Raw genomic sequence first — 20,171 nt, 5'->3', positions numbered from 1 at the left:
CTGTTAAATCACTATCGTAAGCGTTTACATAGAAAGCCGCAAGTGTTATCTTATATCTGCTGATTATTTATGAAAGGTGAGGACATTAGTCATGAATCGACATTTAAGTACGTTTTTTATTTTCACATTTGGTGCGTTAGGAGGCCTCCTATTTGGATTTGATACTGGTATTATTTCTGGGGCCTCACCACTGATTGAAAACAATTTTAACCTGAATATTGCCCAGACTGGGTTCATCACGTCGTCCGTGTTGATTGGATCGTCCGTCGGAGCGCTAGGCGTGGGGCCGTTAGCTGACCGCTATGGTCGTAAACGCCTCTTGATTATAGCCGCAATTCTGTTCCTGCTGGGGTCCTCACTGTCCATGGTCGCTGTGGGCTTCTGGTCCATGGTAATCGCCCGCATTATCTTAGGTCTGGCCGTGGGTTCTGCTTCTGCATTGACGCCAGCGTACTTGGCAGAATTGGCACCTGCAGAACGGCGGGGCTCACTCGGCACCCTCTTCCAACTCATGATTACGCTGGGGATCTTGTTAGCGTACGTGTCCAACCTGGGGTTCTTGAACCACAACCTGTTGGGCGTGCGTGACTGGCGGTGGATGTTGGGTTCCGCGTTGATCCCAGCTGCGATGTTACTGATTGGGGGCTTAATGCTTCCCGAATCACCACGTTTCTTGGCTGAAAAGGGTCACACTGAAGAAGCCTTGAGCGTATTGAAGATGTTACGTAAAAATACGACCGATGATCCCCAAAAGGAATTGACCGATATCGAAATGGTTGCCCATCAGCCTAAGGGTGGCGTCAAGGAACTGTTTACGATTGCCCGGCCGGCCGTGATCGTTGCCGTCGGAATCATGTTGCTGCAACAGTTGGTTGGGATCAACTCGGTCATTTACTTCTTGCCCCAAGTCTTCATTAAAGGGTTTGGCTTTGCCGAGGGAAGTGCTATCTGGATCTCCGTTGGGATTGGAATCGTGAACTTCGTGGTGACCGTCTTGGCAACGTTTATCATGGACAAGTTCAATCGGAAGACCTTCCTGATGTTTGGGTCGATCGTCATGGCCGTTTCACTAGGAATTTTGGCAATTCTAAACTTTACCGTCAACATTCATGCAGCAGCGATTCCAACGATGATTTTAATCGCGATTTACATCTTCGGGTTCGCCATTTCCTGGGGGCCAATTGCCTGGGTCACTATTGGGGAAATCTTCCCATTGAGTGTTCGGGGAATCGGGTCGTCGATTGGGTCCGCTGCCAACTGGATTGGGAATTTCTTGGTGTCACAATTCTTCCTGGTCATGTTGGCCTACTTCCACAACAACGTCGGTGGTCCATTCGCGGTCTTTGCCGTGTTCGCCGTATTGTCCATGTTCTTCGTCCACTACTTGGTTCCCGAAACGCGGGGCAAGTCACTGGAAGAAATCGAAATGGAATTGCGGCACCAGGCAAAATAAGGCACTGTTGTCGTCGATTAGTTGTACCGTTAAATTAGGCGCACTGCGGCGGCCAGGGATTCCGCCTGCTGTGGGGACGCTTTAGACTGGAAGACCACCAGTCTTCTCGCTCGCTTTGAAGCGACGAAAACCACGTGTCTCCAAAGGCGCCCGTGAAGTAAGCTGGCTGAGAAACACCAACTAACTTCACTTTCACGGCTGGCTCCATCCCTGGCCTCCTCCGGCGCTGACGGTGTTTTATCAAGACAACGGCTGTAAGTTGCAGTTATCTAACATTTTTCGGTTCACTTGATAATGATGATTACAGTTATTTTCAGTGTTGTCTGCGAACAACAATGTAAGCCGAGAGGTCGGCGGATATGGGCTCAGGCGCGTCGTTCTACTTAGTCAGTAAGTGATTTTCTTACTGGCTTAGTAGAAAACCAAGCTTGTAGACTCGGCTCTTTCGAGGCTTCAAGTTGTGTTCGCACCGGTCCAGCCCATATCTGCCGGCCGGTAAGGCGAAAGGGACCACTAGGTTGCCCAGTATTATTGTTAGAACAGGGATGGCCGTTTTCAACCTTCAGTCACAATAATTAAATTGCATTAAACCAAAGCTCGGGTGGTGACCTGAGCTTTTTTGCTGGTCAAAATGGTACACTGAACTTATCTAACGATTGGATTGTTGTGATTTCTAAGGAGGAATTGACGATGGCAAAGGAAACGCGGTTCGAAGTGGAAACCCCTAAGGTGAAGGGCGCCACGCAGGTGCAGATCATTACCGACAAGGAGACGGGGGTGCAATACCTACTAGGGATGTATTCGACGTTGGGGTCGGGGATGACGGTATTGGTTGATCAAGCCGGGAAGCCGTTATTGAAGAAGGCGACGGATTAAGATGGATATCCAGTTTCCATTTGCCTTGCCGACCTTGCCGGACCAATATGGCATCAATCAACCTGCCGCGCAGCTGATCGACGGTATCAACTTGCGCTCCTTTCCGTTTACGGTGAATGATTTACCAGCGACCGCGCAAACGGTGGCATTTAGCGTCATCGACCACGATACGATTCCCATCGTGGGCTATTCCTGGATTCACTGGTTGGGTGCCAACTTACCGGTTCGGGACAGCACAGTGGTCGTGCCGGTCGCCGCGAGTCAGGCTGAAAGCTTCGTTCAGGGGACCAATAGCATGGCAAATATTATCGATACGATTCGCCAGCCAGCGGCATTTCGGCAGCAGGGCTACGATCTCACGCGGCATTACACGGGGCCGCGACCACAGGGGGGCACGCATATTTTTCGGCTGGACGTTTACGCCCTCGATGTGGTGTTACCGCTTCAAAATGGGTATTTGTACAATGAGTTTTTACGCGCAATTGAGGGCCACGTCTGTCAGCAGGCGCATGCGAACCTTGAATACACGCGAAGATAGGAGCATAAAACAATGACAAAATTTGATCGACAGAGCTTTTCATTAGACGGTCAAGTGGCACTGATTACTGGTGGCGCTCACGGCCTGGGCAAGTACTATTCGATGGCGTTAGCGGAATATGGCGCGGATATTATGGTCGTGAGCCACTCGCAACGCGGTTGGGATGATATTCGGCAAATCGTCGAAAGCTATGGGCGACGCATTAGTTTTCTCCAGCAAGATATCACTGTGCCGGGGGCTGCCGAGAAAGCGGTCGCGGCAACACTCAAGGAATTTGGCCAGTTGGACATTCTGGTCAATAATGCAGGGATTCAGATTCGCAACGACGTTCTCGATTTTAAGGATGAGGACTGGCGCAAGGTGATCGACACCAATTTGAATGCGACCTATTACTTGTCCCACGCGGCCGCCAAGGTCATGGCCGACCAACACCACGGGAAGATCATTAACATTGGGTCAATGCAGTCGTACCGCGCTGGCAAACGAATCTTTCCATATGCCGCTAGCAAGCACGGGGTGGTTGGCCTGACCAAGTCCTATGCAGATGCGCTAGCGCCGTATCACGTGCAGGTCAATGGTTTAGCGCCGGGCTATATCAGCACGGACATGACCAAGCCGCTACAGGAAGACGCGGTTCGGGGACCAGAAATTGCGGGGCACATTCCCAACGGTGAGTGGGGAGTGCCAGCGGATCTGATGGGACCCATGGTTTTTCTGGCCAGCAGTGCGTCAGACTATGTGACTGGGGTCATGTTGCCAGTCGACGGTGGGTACTTGTTGCGGTAGGTTAAATCGCGGGCATTCAAAAACGACTAACTTCGGGTATGTGCGGAGTTAGTCGTTTTTGAATGCAGATCATAGGAAAAGCGACGAGTAGTCATTAAATTTAATAATCCATCAAGGTTGGAGCTCCTGTTCCGCCTTGATGGGTTATTTTTGATGTGACGAATTGTCAGTTAGTAACCAATAGAGACCCAGCCACCATGCACCAAACGATAGGCGGTGCTGACATCGTCACCGTCTTGCCAACCGTCCTGCTCCCACCAAGTAATCTTCTTCATGTTGAAATTCTTGGGTAAGACGGCCTTGGCTGAATATGGTGGCACCTGAGAAATCACCGTTTCATAGTCGAGTTTTTCTGAATTGTAAGGCTTAACGGTCAGCGAGTCCCTGTTTTTGGGGGTGACCTGTGCCCTTTTCCCGTTGAATAAAACGTCTAGTGTCTTGCTGGACGTGGCACTTTGCTTGACCTGCAAGGGATGGAGATTGTCAGTTACCTTGAAGGCCAACTGCTTGTGCGCCGCATCGCTGAAAAACTTTTGGGAGCCCTCCATGTAGATGTCCGCATAACCCGGACGATAAGCGGTAGTTGAGAATTTACTGAATTTAGCAAATTTAAAATTAGCGGGCTTCGTGGGGTGCTTACCATGCGCGTACCAGTGAAAAACGTTGGGACTGCGCTTCACGACATAGGTGTAGGTCGCATTGGTCGTATACTTCCCCGAATGGAGGACCCAGACGTTTTTTTCACGTCGCAGGAGGTAGTACTTCCCGGACTTGGCGACCGATTGACCGACGACCTTATGGCTGGAATTGTTAAGTTTGTTGACCGTCACATCTTCAGTAAGGGTGATCCACTGAATGGTTTTCCAAGTGTCTGCCCGTGCTGTTAGGGGGAAGCCGACAGTGACTAAAAAGCTGATGACCAAGCAGAGACTGAAAAATTTAACGGTGATGACTGATTTCTTCAATAGGAAACTCCTCCTCAAGGAAGCAACACTTGATTAGTCAAATGTGTCGCCTGAGTTGAGTGTAGCAGACTTGTGAGGTGGAAGCTACGACCGAAACAAAAAATATTATAGTGAATGAGCAGAATTATTCCACGTGAAACGTCACGGCAACTGGTCGATAATGCCGCGTGCTTCCTGGCGGATTGCGGTTGTCAGTTCGGTTGGTGCGGCCGTCAATTGTGCGTCACTCCCCAAGTAAAGGAACCAATGGCTAAAGTCAGTAACTTGTTGCGGTTGGTGTACGTCCAGAAAGCATTCGAGGCGGGCGGTTTGCTGAAACGGGTCCAGAAATTGGAGCGGCGTGGTTGGGTGGGGATGTTGCCGGAATTGTTGAATGGCCGGCGCGTTCAGCTTAATGATGACGTTGGGTGCCGGACGAGCGGCTTTGATGGCAGCGGTGATGGCGGCCACGTCCAACGTTTGCTCACGGGAGACGGGGCGGACCTGTTGAATGTCGGCTATCTTGATTTCACAAAACTGCTGGTTGCTGAGGTCCCAGGCGTCAACGACCCAATTATCTTGGCGGTTAAAGACGTGGCGGACCCAGACGGTTTGTGTCCCCGCGGCAAGCGTGAGTTGCAGTTGGCGGCTAGTCAAGCAAGTGTTCAGCAACGTTTTAAGCATTGCTGGTGCAAAATCCGTGAGTTCGGTCAAGCGGGTATTGGCCGGATTCGTATGACTGAATACCAGCAGTTCCTGCAAGGTCAACAGGTCGTCTTGCTGGGTCTGCGAAGCGATGGCCACTAATTTTTCTGTCAGCGTATTGCGATTCTGTAAGTAGGGCAACTGAGTGTTGAGCGTAGCAAGAAAGCTCACGAAGAGGGCCTTGAGCTCTTCACTGTTAAATTGAACGGCTGGCAGTAGTTGGTTCTGCATGACAGCGTAGCCACCATCGCGGCCAACACTGGCGGTTAATGGCATGCCCAGTTCTTGAATGCTATTGAGGTCACGAATAACTGTGCTCCGGGAAACCTGAAACTGGGTCATGAGTTCATGAATGGTAAAGTATTGTCGATTATTGATGTAGCGCATCATGGTATTGATCCGAGCTGTTTTAGTCATCGAATGCCTCCAAACAGTGTCAGTTTTTGAAACTATTAGTCCTTATACTGAGTCTAACAGCTTAAGGAGGCTATCACAATATGACAGATTACACGATTGAAACGAAAGCGGCGTTTACGGTTTTAGGCTTGGGTACGGTCTTAACGGGGGATTTTTCTACCATGGGACAACAGAAGGCCGCGTTTTGGCAAAAGGTCAACGCCGAGCATGCACTGGACCAATTGACGGGACTCAACGATTATCCCTTTGCCGTCAACGAGGCCATCAACGGTGAGTTTCACTATTATGCGGGGCGGCAGGTCAGCGCCGATACGGCTGCAACCGCTGATCAACGGTTGATCGCCTTTCCCGCCGGCAAGTATTTGGTCATCACTGGGACGGCCGCCGACCAAATGGGACTGTACAATGCGCTCGAAGGCCCAGCGTTTGGCGAGATTTTGCCCCAATTGACGGATTATGCCTACGTCGGGGGGCCGAACACCTCCTACGTGACTGGCCAAGACGAAACCGGCGTTCACGGTGAGATGTTGGTCCCCTTAGTTGAAAAGTAACTCCGGTTTGAAAGTTGGCCAACAGCTGTAGCATGTCGCATGGCTAAACTGGCTACCTTACCGTTCGCCAAATTTGGACTGAAACGCGATGGGCAGGACGGTCCAAGCTGGTTTTGGTAGGTTCAATCCTTAGAAAAATGACAAAAAAATCGCTAACCGAATAAGGGGAGCGATTTTTTGGTAAACTGGGATAAAAGACGTTAAGGAGGGATTGGATGAAACACGAATGGCGCAAAGCCGAAAAGGACTGGTATCTGCCCAAGAAGCCGACGTTACTGACGTTACCGGCATTGAATTTTATCACGGTCACTGGGAAAGGTGACCCCAATCAGCCGGATTTTGCGACGCACATTGGTGCCCTGTACCCAGTGGCTTATGACTTGCGCATGGCTTTGAAGCGCGGGGAACTGGGCGCGCCCTATGAGTACACGGTGTATCCGCTGGAAGGCGTTTGGACGACCAGCGATGGGTCACGTGGGCCGGCACTGAATAAGGCCGCATTGCAGTACAAGATTATGTTGCGGCAGCCCGACCGGTTAACGGCAGCGGACTTTCAGGCGGCTGTGAAACGGGTCATGGAGAAGAAAACCAATCCGTATTTCGGCGATTTGACATGGGAAACTTATGCGGAGGGGCCAGTCTTACAGACGATTCATCACGGTCCCTTCGATGACGAACCGGCGACGTTTGCGCAACTTCAGACGGTGTTACAGGAAAACCAGCTCAAGGTTATCCCGACCATGGGTGAGTATTGGCACCGTGAAATTTACCTGACTGATACGCGGCGAACGGCACCGGAGAAGGCCAAGACGGTGTTACGATATCGCGTGGCGCCACTTTAGACTACGAGAGTGGGACAAAAGGCGGTTAGTCAATGAGCATGAACGATGCTTCGATAGACGAATAATCCCGGGCTTGGATTGTTTGTCTATCGGGGTTAAGCGGAGTTGACTGCCTTTGGTCCCACGTTTCAGTCATAGATATTCGGCGCACAAAACGAGTCTGGGAGTTTTATCCCAGACTCGTTTAAATATCGGTGAATAATTTCAATTTGGCAGTGGTGCATTTAAAACTGACTGGCAGTCTACGCGTGCTAGCAACTTACAGCCAATCCAAGACCTTGTCCAAGGTTGCGACGGCATGAGTAGGGGTCGCCGGTGTGGTTGGCGCCGCATTGCCGCGGTTGATCCAGATGGATTTCCAGCCGAGTTGGTCGGCGGGGACGATATCGCTGGCGTAACCTTCGGCGATGTGCCAATGGTTTTCGGGGGTGAAGCCGTAATGGTCAGCAACGGTCTTGAAGAAGTGCAGGTCCGGTTTGTAGGCGTGAACGTCCTCGGCGGTCCAGATGTCAAAGGGAACCTGCAGAGCGGCGGCATTGGCCGGAATGATATCCCACGACGAATTGGACATCATGATCAAGTGGTAGTCGCGTTGTTGGAGCGCTTGCAGTGTCCGAATGACCTCGGGGAACGGTTTTAGATTCCGGTGGGCCGTCAAGACGTCAACGTAGTAGCGTTCAAATTGGTGCTTGAGGCCGAACTGATAGTCGAGATGAATCAGGTTGTTGCGAGTCAACAAATCATAGTCCACGTAGGGGTGCATGTTATTTCGGTCGGCCTGATAGGTCACGAAACGGTCACGGGCCAGCTGGGGGTCGACGCCGATTTTACGGGCCACTTGGGCAACCGTATCGTAGGTCCCGGATTCCTGTAGGAGTGTGCCATAGCAGTCAAAGGTTAAGTATTTTTGCATAAGAGTGAGTCCCTTCTTGAAAATTAAGATGTGATGGATTGATTTACTAAAGGGTGAACCTACCAAAACACCAATCATATCTATTCTAAACATAAACTTGAGATTAAAGCGAGGCAACGCGATGGCTGAGTCGCCTTACCGGTCGGCAGATAGGGGCGGAATTGATGCGAATACAACTTAAAGTCGCGCAAGTCACGAGCCCGACAAGCTTGCTTTTCTACTAAGCCAATAATTAGTGTACTTGCTGACTAAGTAGAATGATGTATCTGGCCCCATATCTGCTGTCCTCTTCCCCTTAAATGGTGTTTCCAGCCAGCTCATCGTTATCAATTGGACCGAAAATGTCAGGTATCCGTGACCGACAACTGTTGTCGTGATAAAACACCGTCAGCGCCGGAGGAGGTCAGGGATGGAGCCGGCCGTGAAAGTGGTGTTAGCTGGCGTTTTTTCAGCCAGCTTACAGCACGGGCGACTTTGGAGACACGTGGTTTTCGTGGCTTCAAAGCGAGCGAGAAGACTGGTGTTCTTCCAGGCTGAAGCGTCCCCACAGCAGGCGGAATCCCTGGCAGCCGGAGTGCGCCCAGTTGAACGGCACGAATCTTGAAGTTCACCTTGCATCCCTTAGTTGTATGTACGAAGAGACCATCTCCACGTTCTGGCAGAGATGGTCCCTTCTTTTTTAAACACCAGCAATCGGGTAGCTGTGCAGTCAACTGCGATTGGCCGGTGTTTATGGTTAAGTTTAGTTGGCGACCAAGAGGGGGTAACCAAGTGGCCGTAGAGTTGCGCATGAGGTAGTCATGGCGCGCGAACAGCGTTGATGAGGGCAACGCTGTTGAAATTGGGTAGCCTGAGCTGTCGCGCTTAACTGGCTAAAGCCGTCAGCGGTTCAAGACTCAAGCACCATTGGTTACTTTGCGTCGTAGGCTGCTTGGAAGATCTTAACGATATCTTCTTTAGTCCCCTTACGAGGGTTAGAGAAGGCGTTCCCATCCTTCAACGCATTTTCAGCCATCAATTCAAAGTCTTCAGGCTTAGCACCGATTTCCTTGATTGACTTAGGAATACCAACGTCTTGTGACATTTGCTTCATGGCCTTGATGGACAATTCAGCGGCGTCACGCGTGGACAAACCATCGGTGTTTTCACCCATGATCTTTGCTAATTCAGCAAAGCGTTCTGGGCAAGCGATGATGTTGTATTCTTCAACGTAAGGCAAGAGTAAAGCACAGCAAACACCATGTGGGGCATCGTATTGACCACCCAATTGGTGAGCCATGGCGTGAACGTAACCTAAGTTGGCGTTGTTGAAGGCCATCCCGGCTAACATTTCAGCTTCAACCATCTTGGTCCGTGCGTCCAAGTTGTGGCCGTTAGCAACGGCTTCACGTAAGGAAGTTTCAATCAACTTGATGGCTTCGATACATTGTGAGTCGGTGATTGGGTTGTGGTCAACGGAAACGTAAGGTTCGATGGATTGAACGAAGGCGTCCATCCCAGTAGCGGCAGTTAAGCCCTTAGGAACGTCTAACATCAAAGTAGGGTCGTTGAAGGAAACCAACGGAATGTTCCGCCATGAAACAACAACGAACTTCAAGTGGGTTTCTTCGTTCGTGATAACGGCGTGACGAGTCAATTCTGAACCCGTCCCAGCAGTTGTGTTAACGGCAATCAGTGGTGGTAAAGCCTTGTCGAGCGTTTCGATCCCGGCTAATTTGGTGATATCGTCACCGTTCGTCAAGATAATGCCGGCACCTTTACCAGTATCATGAGCAGAGCCCCCACCAACAGTAATGATGGAGTCCGCACCGGATTCTTCGTAAAGTTTCTTAACTTCTTTAATATTCCGAATCTTAGGGTTAGGTTCAACATTGTTGTAAACAACGTAATCTACACCAGCGGCGTCTAAGGATTTCAAAGTTTGTTCAACGGCACCATCCTTGAGTCCTTCAAGGAACTTATCGGTGACGATGACGGGCTTCTTCATCCCTAACATCTTTGCACGTTCACCAATCTTGTTAATTACACCAGGGCCAAAAAAGTTGACACTGGGCATCAAAAAGTCATAACTACGTTCAGCCATTATACAAATGCCTTCTTTCGGAAGTTTTGAAAATCATTGGTATCAATTTCACAAAGCAATTATAACCGAAAGATTTACAGTTTGCAACCGGTTTCGTTGAATTGTTTGTTAGTTGGCCGAGGAAACTAGGTAGTAGCACTGGTTTGACGGCATTTTTGTTGGGCAAAGAAAATTTTATTATCGCTTTCAAAAGGTAAAAATCGTTAATGAAAGTCGACACAATTTCTTTCGTAGGTTAGGTGATTTAGTGAGGAAGTTAGCGAACTGCTTAACCGCAAGTGGGTATAATGGGGTCAGGGGATTACGCAATAAATTAGATAAATGTAGGGGGACCGTGTATGAAAGATTTAAAAGCGCATCGACAAGCGGAACAGGCAGAATGGCAGGCGACTCAGCAACGTGAACTGACGAAGTTAAAGGGTGCCCAGCGTTATCTTTACCTCAACGTGGGCGCTTACCTCGCAATTTCGGTCATTGAATTCTATTTGGCCATTGTGGGGCACTCACAGACGTTACGGGCCGACGCCTTCAATAACCTTTCTGGTATTATTTCGTCGGTCTTGCTGCTGATTGGTATTTACATTGCCAGGGACATTCATGACGATGACTTGATGGGGCAACCGTTGCCGGAAGATTCACCGACCAGCGGTCAACGTCTACAGTTAACGCGTTTTCACTACGAAACGGTCTTTACCATGATCACCGGGGTCGTGATGATTGCGATTGCGGCCAGCGTCATGTATAGCGGGGTCAAGAGTCTGATGAATCCTGCCGATCAAGAAGTGCCGCAACCCATTACGTTGCTGGGAGGGGCCGTGGCAACGGTCATCATGCTGGGTGTGTGGTGGCTGAACAGGCGTGCTGGACGGCAGCTGCAGAATGCTGCCTTGACCGCTGCGGCGCGGGATAGTCTGAGTGACGCCGTGACCAGTCTGGGCACGATGGTTGCTATCGGAGGTGCACTGGCGTTTCGGGTGACCTGGTTGGATGGTGTTGCCAGTATGTTGGTTGGCCTCTTCATATTAACAGCTGGCATTCGGATCTTCCGGGAGAGCAGCTTGAACCTCGCTGATTACTTCGACCCGCAAGTTGAGCAGCAGTTTGGTAAGGCCATCGCAGAATTTGCCGCGGTCGAAGCGGTCTTGGAACTCAAAGCCCACTACAACGGCAACGTGGTCACGCTAGATGTGGTGATTGCGGTCGACCCCCACATGGAGGTCCAGGACAGCTACCGGTTGGGCGAAGAAATCGAGGCGGTCATGCGACGGCGTTTTGGCATTGTCGATACCGATGTCATGGCGGTACCCGCGGGGTAAATGATGTGAAAAAAGCCGGCAGAGAATCCTCAATTTTGAGAATTTTCTGCCGGCTTTTTATAAGGCTAAATGACATTAATAATAATTGTTTGTTATTAATAATATCTAGTTATTAATTAATAGTTCAGTAATTCGTTGTCGCAACGCGCCATCTCGTTGGGCATCGTAAGCGTAACGGTCATTAAACCAGTGGTCCGGCGAATATAGCCAGACCGGTTTAACGCGGCGTTCCACGGGTTCGGTCGCATAGCGGGGGAAGACGTGGGCATGGAGAAAGTTATCGGTGTTGCCAAGAATGTCATAATTAACGCGCGCACAGCCAGTCGCTTGTAAGACGGCATCGCCCAACACACGCATACTTTGAAGAAAGGCAGTACTCTCAGCCAGCGTCAGGTCGTTGAGCGCGGCCACGTTTCGTTTGGGCAGGAGAATGGCATAACCGGGAAGAAATTGCGTGTCACCATAGACGGCAAAGCCACCAGGGAGCGTCGCCATGACCATGGGATTCGTCCCGTCGATTGCGGCTTGAATGCGGTCATCTCGCCAAGAAGTCATCGCGTCACCTCCCCAGCAAAGAAGGGTTCCGTGACGGTCAACGTTTTGGTATCGAAATTGAGTCTGGCACTCAAACCATAAGGGAGGGCGGTTCGCGGATAGGCGTGGCCAAAGTTGAAATTGGTCATAATTGGTACGGTGAGGTCCTGGGTCACATCCAGGAGAGCGCGGCAGTAGTCGTCATAGTAAACCTCATTTTGCGGTTTTCCCGTGATAATGGCCTTAACGTTGCGGAGAATACCAGCTTGTTTTAAATTTTGGAGCATGGTCCGGTAAGCGGCTGGAGTTGGTTTTTCCTCGCTGGTCTCTAGAAATAGAATCTTGCCGCGCCATTCTTCAGGCCGGGGAAGGAGACCGTATTGCCGCGCGATAACGGGTTCGTCGGGGTAGTGCTTGTCGGTCAGCAGACTGTTCAGACTGTCGATACAACCACCGAGTAGGCGACCGGTCACTTGGCCCTGACCGCGTAACACCTGATAACCACGGGTCTCGGGATGGCTGATTCGGGGGGTATCAATGGCAGCGGTCGAGAAATCCGTGCGCTCTTCATACCAGACGGGACTGCTGGTGATTGGCGTGGTTTCGGTATTTTCAAGGTAGTGGGTCAGCGTGCGTTTGGTATAGGGAAGAAGGTCCGTATCCAGCTCGGCCAAATCGTTGATGACGTTGGGACCGTAGTAGGTAGTGAGGCCCAATCGGTAGAGCATCAAGTGATCGACGGTCGTGTCGGAGAAGCCGGTGAACAGCTTGGGATGCGCTGCAACGGCGGCGACAAATTCGGGGTCGTCAAAGAGGTAGGGGGCCAGCCGGTAGGTATCGTCACCGCCGATGGCACAGAAGATGCCGGCAATATTGGCAGTGGTAAAAGCGGTCTTCAGGTCGGCTGCTCGTGCCTCGGGATGGGCATTGAGATAGTCGAGGCCCTTTAAGGCGTTCGGCATGGCGACGGGAACGAGTCCTAAGTCGCGGAGGCGTTGTTGCCCGCGGTGATACTCGTGTGCGGCGAAATCCTCGCCCATGATGCCACTGGATAGGCTCACGAGGGCAACGTGATCACCGGGATGTAATTGATTTGGTTTTGCCATGAAAATCCCTCCCAACAGATAAATTGTTTTAATTCTACACTTTATCACTTGAAAGCTAAAGACTACAGTAATGGCATCCAATTAAAGTTGGAGATTGGGAGCCCTATTTGGATAAATGTAGTTCTGTAGTTCTATAGAACGAATAGATTATTTGTTACCGTTTTCACGTTAATGTCGGTATAATTAAACCAGTATATGACTGCGTTTTTTAAGTATGCCCCATAGATTACACTAGTGGCAGAGAAAGCAGTGATTTAGTGAATGAACTTCTCTAACGGTGTATAGGATGTTGGCTATACGAAATGACAATAACAAGAGAAATAAGTTAATAAAAGTATTGATTGCTGTTGGCAAGGAATGACGATTTATTATTGTGTGCAAGGATGACATAAAAAGGAGGTCGATTAAATGCCAACGATTATGAATGGTGTTCCATGGTTTGATCAGAACCATGAATTGGTAAATTCGGCCGGGGGATGCTTGTTAGTAGAACATGGGAGGTACTATCTGTTTGGAGAAAATCGATATGAGACTAAGTATGGTTTTACAGGGTTCTCACGTTACATGTCAGTGGATCTTGAGCACTGGGTCAACACAGGATTGGCTTTGGGTCCACAGTCTAGTGGTTTATTAGGTTCGAACAGAATTGGTGAGCGTGTGAAGGTGATGCAGTTGTCAACTGGTGGGTATGTGATGTTAATGCATACTGACGATATTCGTGGATTTGATCCTTGCGTTGGTGTTGCTACAGCAGAGCACTTGACAGATGCGTTTCAGTTTCGGGGGCCGTTATTATTTAAGGGTGATCCAATCCGTATGTGGCATATTGGAGCGTTTACAGATAATGACGGCGTTAACTATTTGCTAACGCATGAAGGTGATATTTATCGACTAGCAACAAATGGTTTATCGGTAGTAGCTAAAGTTGCCGATAATATTGCACCAGGAACTGAAGCGCCAGCATTGTTTTATCAAGATGGTCACTACTTTTTCTTGGCATCTCGAAAAACAAGTTGGGAGCGTAATGATAACATTTATTGTACGGCGGACCATTTAACTGGTCCGTGGACATATAGGGGAATCTTTTGCCCACCGTTGTCACGGACATATGATTCACAATGCGCCTACGTAACGTTTTTACCAACAGATCATGGTTTGCAGCCTGTCTATCTTGGTGATCGACGTTCATTTCCTCATCAGGCCAGTGCGACGCACGTTTGGTTGCCACTAACAGTAAATGGGCTGAAATTAAGTATCCCTAACTATTGGACGGCATGGGATTGGCAGGTTGGAAAACCTGTACCAGCTAAGCCAATTCCATTAGCCTGGACAGAAACCTTGAAGGGGGCAAGTATGACACTGACCTTTCGTGGTCGGGGAATAACGCTATGGGGGCGAACGGGTATACATAGTGGTTATGCATTGGTTAGTTTAACAACGGCAACAGGAAAGCGTGTGCAACATGCACGTTTAGATTTTTATAGTCAATTGGATCAAGTCAATCCTTGCTATGCTTCGGGGAGATTACCGTTAGATGATTACCGGTTGACAATTCAGGTTGAAGGAACGCATGGGGATTGGTATGATAAATCTCGGCGACATTATGGAAGTGATGGGAATAGAATTACTGTTACGGGTTATCAATTGATGTTAGCGACAAATCTTCAAGCAGATATCTCGTATCAGACAGCTGATTTTCCTTTTATGATTACCAGTTTACGTAGTCAGCAACTTCAGATTTCAGATAAGGTGACGACGACTGACAATCAGTATGTTTGGTTACAGAGTGACACGGGGACGGGTGAATTGACATTAGCTGGGCGAAAAGTATATTTACCTGCAGGATCAGGTGTTCTGATAGGGCCTAAAATGACTTATTCTTGTCAGAAGATAACCACATTTTGGCAAACAAGCACGTTGATGTTTAATGGTGAAGCGGTGGCAGATATGTTACCTGAGATGATGACGGCAGTTTGGGAGGCCCCTGTACTCAGTAGTCATTCAATGGCATTTATTCGAAAAAAACAACCAACTTGGTTAGCGGCACAGAGGCGACGAGATATAGGTTCACAATTGGTTTATGAATTTCTATTACTTTTAAAGCCATTGCTTGATTCAAGAATGACAGCTACAACCAGTATGCAAAATATTGCAATTCGTGTGTTGCAGACAATTCGAAACCATTATCGAGATGAACTGACAAATCAACGGCTAGCAGATGTGACAAATTACAGTATTCAATACATGCTACAAGCGTTTCACGAGACGTATCGAACGACTCCTCGACGAGTGTTAGCAGTATATCGTGTAAAACAAGCGAAACAATTATTATTAGAACAACCAGATTTACCTTTGACTAAGATTGCGAGTGAGTGTGGATTCAGTTCAGAGACTTATCTTATTCGAGCTTTTAAGGAACAGGAAGGGGTAACACCTGGAAAGTTTAGGCAAGATACGTAGACTTAAATGATGCCATGAATCTGGAATACTTAGCGAAAGATACATCACTGGTGAACAAAAAATAATATAGAAAAACACCCAAACTTCATCTTTCATACCGATGAAGCTTGGGTGTTTTTACTATAAAGCTATTCAGCTGATTGATGGTTTTTCTTCCAGAAAGTGATGGAATCGTAAGGAACGCCAGTAAGCTGTTCACAAATTCGTTTGGTGTCTGGCTTGACATCAGCCATATCACCACCATTTTGTAATCGTGTCAGTTCATCAGATAAAACTGTGAATGTTTTCTTGCTTAAATGAAAGTGACTTGCAAAGAACATGGCCAGTAAAATCATAATACCAACCCCACCGGAGACAATAAACATAATCATATGGGTAGCGCTGGCTGGTTGTGAGACAGCACCACTGGTGGATTGACGGAAGCCAGCGAAGTCAAGCAGATATCCGGCAACTACGGCGGCTAGTCCTTGACTGATTTGGTTGATAAAAACCATGACAGAAGCAAATAATCCTGCTCGATTCTTTCCCGTGACTAGCGTATCGACATCAGGAATGAAGGGAAAAACATTCCATGGAACAAAGTAGAGAATGTACAATCCAATTTCGTAGCAGAGCATCCCAATAATTAACCATGTCATGATAGCGCCGGGATTAGTAAGGGCAATAAAGGCCCAATCAAGACAACTGATCAGAATGAGAGAGTAACCGAATAGATATAAAGATCGGGGCGAGATTTTGGTGACGGCAATCCCAGCAATAATAGTGACAGGAACAGAAACAATGCTTAATGATTGTAAAAATCCGGAGGTACTAGTAGTTTTTCCCAGAACGAATACGATATAGTAGACGAACACAGTAGACCATAAAATTGTTGCAAAGTAAGAGCTTAAGTAGATTCCCATGTGAGTCCGGAAACTTTTGATTTTAAAAGTGGAGAAGTAATTTTTAAGTTCAGATTTTAATGAACTAGCATTGCCACCATTTTCTAGACGAGTTTCGGCATCAAGTTTCTTTGCTTCAGCTTTGGTGACGAAGTGTTCCCAAGTTGTATGATAAGTAATTAAGACTAAGAAGAATGTGACAACGGAAAACATGATTTGCATGATGATATAAGGCGTTGGTGATGTCTGTGGGAAAATTTTGAAGAGCTGAGCAGGAACAAATTGGGCCAACATGTTTCCTAGACCGGCAATGACCATCCGGGTAGTTGAAAGCGTCGTTCGCTCGTTATAGTCTTGCGTCATTTCGTTAGGTAATGTTTCCCAAGGGATTTGTAAGACAGACATTAGAACAGTGGTAACTACGTAAGTGATCATGTAGTACCAGTAGCTCATGCCAGCAACCCATAGAGTGATAGCAAATAAAACTGAGGGTGCAGCAGCAAGGATGAAAATGTGTCGTCGTCCAAACATTCGACCTAATTTAGATTTATAAATGTTATCAGAAATATTACCCATCACTAGTGAAGCGATGGCATCAGCAACCCGGCCGACTAAGAAAATAGTGGCACCTTGTCCAGCACTTAATCCACAGAAGGTTGTGTAAAAGAAGAGTAACCAAGCACCGACGAGACCTTGCATGGAGATGCTGAAGAAGGAAAATACACCAAATCCTAATGACCGACCGATGCCGATTTTACCGCGGTTATGATAGATTTTTTTTGACGAATACTCGTCCCAACCATCATGAACTGTGTTTTTATTTTCCATGATATATGACTTCCTTTTTTAGTTAATTGGAAATAAATTATGACTATTCACTAAAATGTTCTCGTAACTTTTGAGCTAAAACATGGTCGGTGAGTGCCAAGTGGGTATTTGACAGGAGCATGACGCGAGCATCGGCAGGTTCCATCAAGTATTGACGATTCCACTGATCCTCATCAGGACCATCACCGAGAATACGAAGGTAGCCTCGTAACTGAGATAACATGGTTGCGGTTAGGCTTATATTGGTGTAAGCGTCATTGTCGTAAAAATCAGCCCATTTAGTAACTGGGTTTTCGTGTCGTGTTGTTAAAATTTGTGAGTTTTCACACAAAGCACTGTCGACCTTTAAGTAGGCATGGATGCGTTGCCCTTGTTGATCTAATTGATAGGCAGTGATAGTAAGCTTTAGGGTCCGCAAAGATTGGACTTGCGTGACAATACTTAGCCATAGATCGTTGTAGAGCAGTTGGCGATTAGGTGTATTAAGCTTGGTTAGTGTTTGAACGGCTTGCTGTTGTAAAAGATTCCAAGCAGGAAGGCCTGTGGTGAGCAATTGGTTAATCTGATCTAGTTGCGTGTTTAAGGGGACATCACCAGTTAACCAATTCATCTCGTCTAGTTGGGAATGGTGACCGAGCCATGCTTTAATTAGCTTACGGGTCAGATAAGGAGCAAATTCATCGCCAATTCGTTCATCGTCATGTAGACCGTACTGAATGATCGCCTGAAAATAATCTTGATATAATTGTGTAATAGTGGCTTGAGCGTCGTTGTAATAGTGAGCAACATAGTTACTAATAATGGTGCTGTTTGATTTTGCTTGATAATCTGTCCTCCAAGATCGAGCTACTTCACGAATGAATAAAATATGTGGTTTGATGTTACCGACGTTAATGAGTTCTAAGGTATCAAAATTCGCTGCCCGGACTTTTGTTAATTCGTTAGCAACAAATTCTGGACTGTTTGGAAGCAGAGTTAAAAAGTTTGAGGCTTGTAAGTCATGAAAAGTCACATGATAGTAAATTCCCCGATTACGATGATGAGGATTGGACGTACTGAGCACGGGTGACCGTAAGTTGATATCACCTTGACGGCGAGAAACCATTTTGCCATAACCACTGTCAGCCCAAATTTCGATGACATCATTTGGAAGCTCTAGCAAGCCCTTATTGTAGAGTGCAGTAAGTTCACCATAAATGTTAATCGCACAAGGCGCACCAGGATCCAGCTCATGTACCAGGTCATATTGAATATGAATTACATTGTTGATGACGGTTGCTTTATCTGCATCTGACCAGACACGGCCGCCATCTTCTAACCAGAAAGGGCGATCTCCCTGACCACGAAATCCTAGTCCATAAAGAACCGGGGTTCCACGTTGTTCCAAGATACTTGTTCGCCAGAGATATTGAAAGAGCTTGGGGTGTTTTAAGTAAGAAGCTTCTAAATTAGGATAAACACGGGCGAACATTTTGGCACCTAAAGGTTCTGCATGATGATGGGTAATCATTAACCCCATATTTTGAGCAGTGGTTCGGTGTCGCCGACTTTCCTTGTCAGTTCCCGGAACGATGAGATTCCCTCCTAATCGTAAAAGAGTTTCGTATATACGTTTCCAAACGTAAGTACTAGAATCATGATCGTGCCAAGTACTGATTAAGAGCTCGTCATTAACAAACCATCCGCGATATTTAGTTCGAAATTGAGGAAGATGTTGGCTAAAGTCTTGCCAAGCAATCGTTGGTTGCGTTTCTATGGGCGTGTCCATGAAATACCAGAAATCATCGATTCCCAATATATCATGTGAAACGGCGAGAACACCGTACATCAGCCCACGCGCAGTAGCAGAAATAATATTGACTTGTTGGGAGTTAATATAGTTGATGATAAACTTATCTGTAACTGGGGTGCTTGGCTGTTGGAGTAAGTGAATAACATTTTCTGTGGCGTTGTCCGTCGTTGTCCGTTGAATGTCGCGTTGCAGGATGGCAACAGCATTGCGCAGAATCGGTTGGTCCAAGTGGTCAGTTGTTACAGTTGTTTGGCGTGAAATTATAAAAGTAGGTACAGTCAAATCATCGTCTCCAATCTAATTGAGTTAAGTTTGGTATAATGCTTGATTCATTGGCAATGATAGCGCCTTCATTTTGGGCATCCAATAAACTGGTTACTAGAGTTGTTGCACTGGTTACTGATAAATAGTGATGATGAATAATCAGAGGACAGTGCAAGTGATTTAACTTTTATGAAAAAATATTCGTTATCGATAGAAATAACGTCCCAAAGTGATGGTTACCAAAAAGTACCTACTCCCCAAAAGGCACCTAACGCGTTACAATGGACAAAAAGCTGAGGAGGTCATCACGTGAAACAGTCTTACAACAACGGGGTCGAAGCAACATTGGGTGTCATTAGTGGTAAATGGAAGCCCCAATTACTCTGCCATTTAGGCAATCGGCCGCAACGAACGTGTGACCTTCGTCAAGAATTACCGGCCATTTCGCAAAAGGTGCTGACGCAACAACTGCGTGAGCTGGAAAGCGATGGCATTATTAACCGTCAGATCAGCGGTGAACGGGCGCCATTCAAGGTGACTTATGAGCTGACCGATTTGGGACGGTCCCTGGGACAAATCCTGGTGCAGATGTCGGTGTGGGGTGAGCAACGGGCCAGTCAGGTTCCTGATATGGAAATCACGCACGACCACGGCGGCTTTAGCAACATCTTAACGACCAATTAATGATTGAAAGATGAAATTCAGTCCTTATCTCAGTAGTAATCCGCACTCGCGCCATTAAGTTAGGTTAACTTGAGTGCACTCCGGCTGCCAGGGATTCTGCCTGCTGTGGGGACGCTTCAGCCTGGAAGAGCGCCAGTCTTATCGCTCGCTTTGAAGCCACGAAGACCACGTGTCTCCAAAGTCGCCCGTGAAGTAAGC

At 47.7% G+C, this 20,171-nt stretch carries 17 protein-coding genes; 9 read left to right on the top strand and 8 right to left on the bottom strand.

Annotation, left to right across the window (positions count from 1 at the left end; genetic code table 11):
* Positions 1 to 91 precede the first annotated feature (91 nt).
* The 4 genes from FAY32_RS04240 (at position 92) to FAY32_RS04225 (ending at position 3,653) form a co-directional block, all read left to right on the top strand.
* Positions 92 to 1,453 carry a sugar porter family MFS transporter gene (locus FAY32_RS04240; RefSeq protein ID WP_143462219.1) on the top strand — a complete coding sequence of 454 codons (1,362 nt, stop codon included), beginning with the start codon at positions 92 to 94 and terminating at the stop codon, positions 1,451 to 1,453.
* Between the two features lie 690 nt (positions 1,454 to 2,143).
* The gene (locus FAY32_RS04235) at positions 2,144 to 2,329 is read left to right on the top strand and encodes a DUF6440 family protein (RefSeq protein ID WP_143462218.1); all 186 of its coding nucleotides are present in this window, start codon (positions 2,144 to 2,146) and stop codon (positions 2,327 to 2,329) included.
* A gap of 1 nt (position 2,330) precedes the next feature.
* Positions 2,331 to 2,867: a YbhB/YbcL family Raf kinase inhibitor-like protein gene (locus FAY32_RS04230; protein ID WP_143462217.1), complete on the top strand. Its 537-nt coding sequence runs from the start codon at positions 2,331 to 2,333 to the stop codon at positions 2,865 to 2,867.
* 12 nt (positions 2,868 to 2,879) lie between these two features.
* Positions 2,880 to 3,653 (top strand): SDR family NAD(P)-dependent oxidoreductase, encoded by a 774-nt coding sequence (locus tag FAY32_RS04225; RefSeq protein ID WP_143462216.1) that lies wholly within the window; start codon positions 2,880 to 2,882, stop codon positions 3,651 to 3,653.
* A 170-nt stretch (positions 3,654 to 3,823) separates the two neighbouring features.
* On the opposite strand, the gene FAY32_RS04220 is transcribed toward FAY32_RS04225, so the two are convergent.
* Together FAY32_RS04220 and FAY32_RS04215 are read right to left on the bottom strand one after the other, a co-directional pair.
* The gene (locus FAY32_RS04220) at positions 3,824 to 4,618 is read right to left on the bottom strand and encodes a hypothetical protein (RefSeq protein WP_143462215.1); all 795 of its coding nucleotides are present in this window, start codon (positions 4,616 to 4,618) and stop codon (positions 3,824 to 3,826) included.
* 141 nt (positions 4,619 to 4,759) lie between these two features.
* On the bottom strand, positions 4,760 to 5,719 hold the full coding sequence (locus FAY32_RS04215) for a helix-turn-helix transcriptional regulator (RefSeq protein ID WP_143462214.1): 960 nt from the start codon (positions 5,717 to 5,719) through the stop codon (positions 4,760 to 4,762).
* An 80-nt stretch (positions 5,720 to 5,799) separates the two neighbouring features.
* Between FAY32_RS04215 and FAY32_RS04210 the strand changes: the two genes are divergently transcribed.
* Positions 5,800 to 6,270: a GyrI-like domain-containing protein gene (locus tag FAY32_RS04210; RefSeq protein WP_143462213.1), complete on the top strand. Its 471-nt coding sequence runs from the start codon at positions 5,800 to 5,802 to the stop codon at positions 6,268 to 6,270.
* A gap of 215 nt (positions 6,271 to 6,485) precedes the next feature.
* The gene (locus FAY32_RS04205; RefSeq protein WP_143462212.1) at positions 6,486 to 7,112 is read left to right on the top strand and encodes a GyrI-like domain-containing protein; all 627 of its coding nucleotides are present in this window, start codon (positions 6,486 to 6,488) and stop codon (positions 7,110 to 7,112) included.
* A 259-nt stretch (positions 7,113 to 7,371) separates the two neighbouring features.
* Here FAY32_RS04205 and FAY32_RS04200 read toward each other — a convergent pair whose 3' ends face one another.
* Both FAY32_RS04200 and FAY32_RS04195 read right to left on the bottom strand, forming a co-directional pair.
* Positions 7,372 to 8,025, bottom strand: coding sequence for an HAD family hydrolase (locus FAY32_RS04200; RefSeq protein ID WP_143462211.1), 654 nt, complete (start codon positions 8,023 to 8,025; stop codon positions 7,372 to 7,374).
* A 910-nt stretch (positions 8,026 to 8,935) separates the two neighbouring features.
* Positions 8,936 to 10,108, bottom strand: coding sequence for an iron-containing alcohol dehydrogenase (locus FAY32_RS04195; protein WP_143462210.1), 1,173 nt, complete (start codon positions 10,106 to 10,108; stop codon positions 8,936 to 8,938).
* 338 nt (positions 10,109 to 10,446) lie between these two features.
* Here FAY32_RS04195 and FAY32_RS04190 point away from each other — a divergent pair, with 338 nt between their 5' ends.
* Positions 10,447 to 11,424, top strand: coding sequence for a cation diffusion facilitator family transporter (locus FAY32_RS04190; RefSeq protein WP_143462209.1), 978 nt, complete (start codon positions 10,447 to 10,449; stop codon positions 11,422 to 11,424).
* Positions 11,425 to 11,529: 105 nt separating this feature from the next.
* On the opposite strand, the gene FAY32_RS04185 is transcribed toward FAY32_RS04190, so the two are convergent.
* On the bottom strand, positions 11,530 to 11,979 hold the full coding sequence (locus tag FAY32_RS04185; RefSeq protein ID WP_143462208.1) for an HIT family protein: 450 nt from the start codon (positions 11,977 to 11,979) through the stop codon (positions 11,530 to 11,532).
* The gene (locus tag FAY32_RS04180; RefSeq protein ID WP_143462207.1) at positions 11,976 to 13,064 is read right to left on the bottom strand and encodes a S66 family peptidase; all 1,089 of its coding nucleotides are present in this window, start codon (positions 13,062 to 13,064) and stop codon (positions 11,976 to 11,978) included. The genes FAY32_RS04185 and FAY32_RS04180 overlap by 4 nt, the downstream gene beginning before the upstream one ends.
* A gap of 408 nt (positions 13,065 to 13,472) precedes the next feature.
* Between FAY32_RS04180 and FAY32_RS04175 the strand changes: the two genes are divergently transcribed.
* Complete coding sequence (locus FAY32_RS04175; protein ID WP_143462206.1) at positions 13,473 to 15,524, top strand: helix-turn-helix domain-containing protein; 2,052 nt, start codon at positions 13,473 to 13,475, stop codon at positions 15,522 to 15,524.
* 128 nt (positions 15,525 to 15,652) lie between these two features.
* Here the strand turns inward: FAY32_RS04175 and FAY32_RS04170 are convergent, their stop codons facing one another.
* Together FAY32_RS04170 and FAY32_RS04165 are read right to left on the bottom strand one after the other, a co-directional pair.
* Positions 15,653 to 17,233 (bottom strand): MFS transporter, encoded by a 1,581-nt coding sequence (locus FAY32_RS04170; protein ID WP_143462205.1) that lies wholly within the window; start codon positions 17,231 to 17,233, stop codon positions 15,653 to 15,655.
* 43 nt (positions 17,234 to 17,276) lie between these two features.
* Positions 17,277 to 19,307: a glycosyl hydrolase 115 family protein gene (locus FAY32_RS04165; protein WP_143462204.1), complete on the bottom strand. Its 2,031-nt coding sequence runs from the start codon at positions 19,305 to 19,307 to the stop codon at positions 17,277 to 17,279.
* Between the two features lie 291 nt (positions 19,308 to 19,598).
* On the opposite strand from FAY32_RS04165, the gene FAY32_RS04160 reads away from it, so the two are divergent.
* Positions 19,599 to 19,973: a winged helix-turn-helix transcriptional regulator gene (locus FAY32_RS04160; RefSeq protein ID WP_143462203.1), complete on the top strand. Its 375-nt coding sequence runs from the start codon at positions 19,599 to 19,601 to the stop codon at positions 19,971 to 19,973.
* The last annotated feature ends 198 nt before the right edge of the window (positions 19,974 to 20,171 follow it).

Origin of the sequence: Levilactobacillus enshiensis (assembly GCF_007115095.1) — a bacterium.
Taxonomy (GTDB): domain Bacteria; phylum Bacillota; class Bacilli; order Lactobacillales; family Lactobacillaceae; genus Levilactobacillus; species Levilactobacillus enshiensis.
This window is presented reverse-complemented; position numbering and strand designations above follow the sequence as displayed.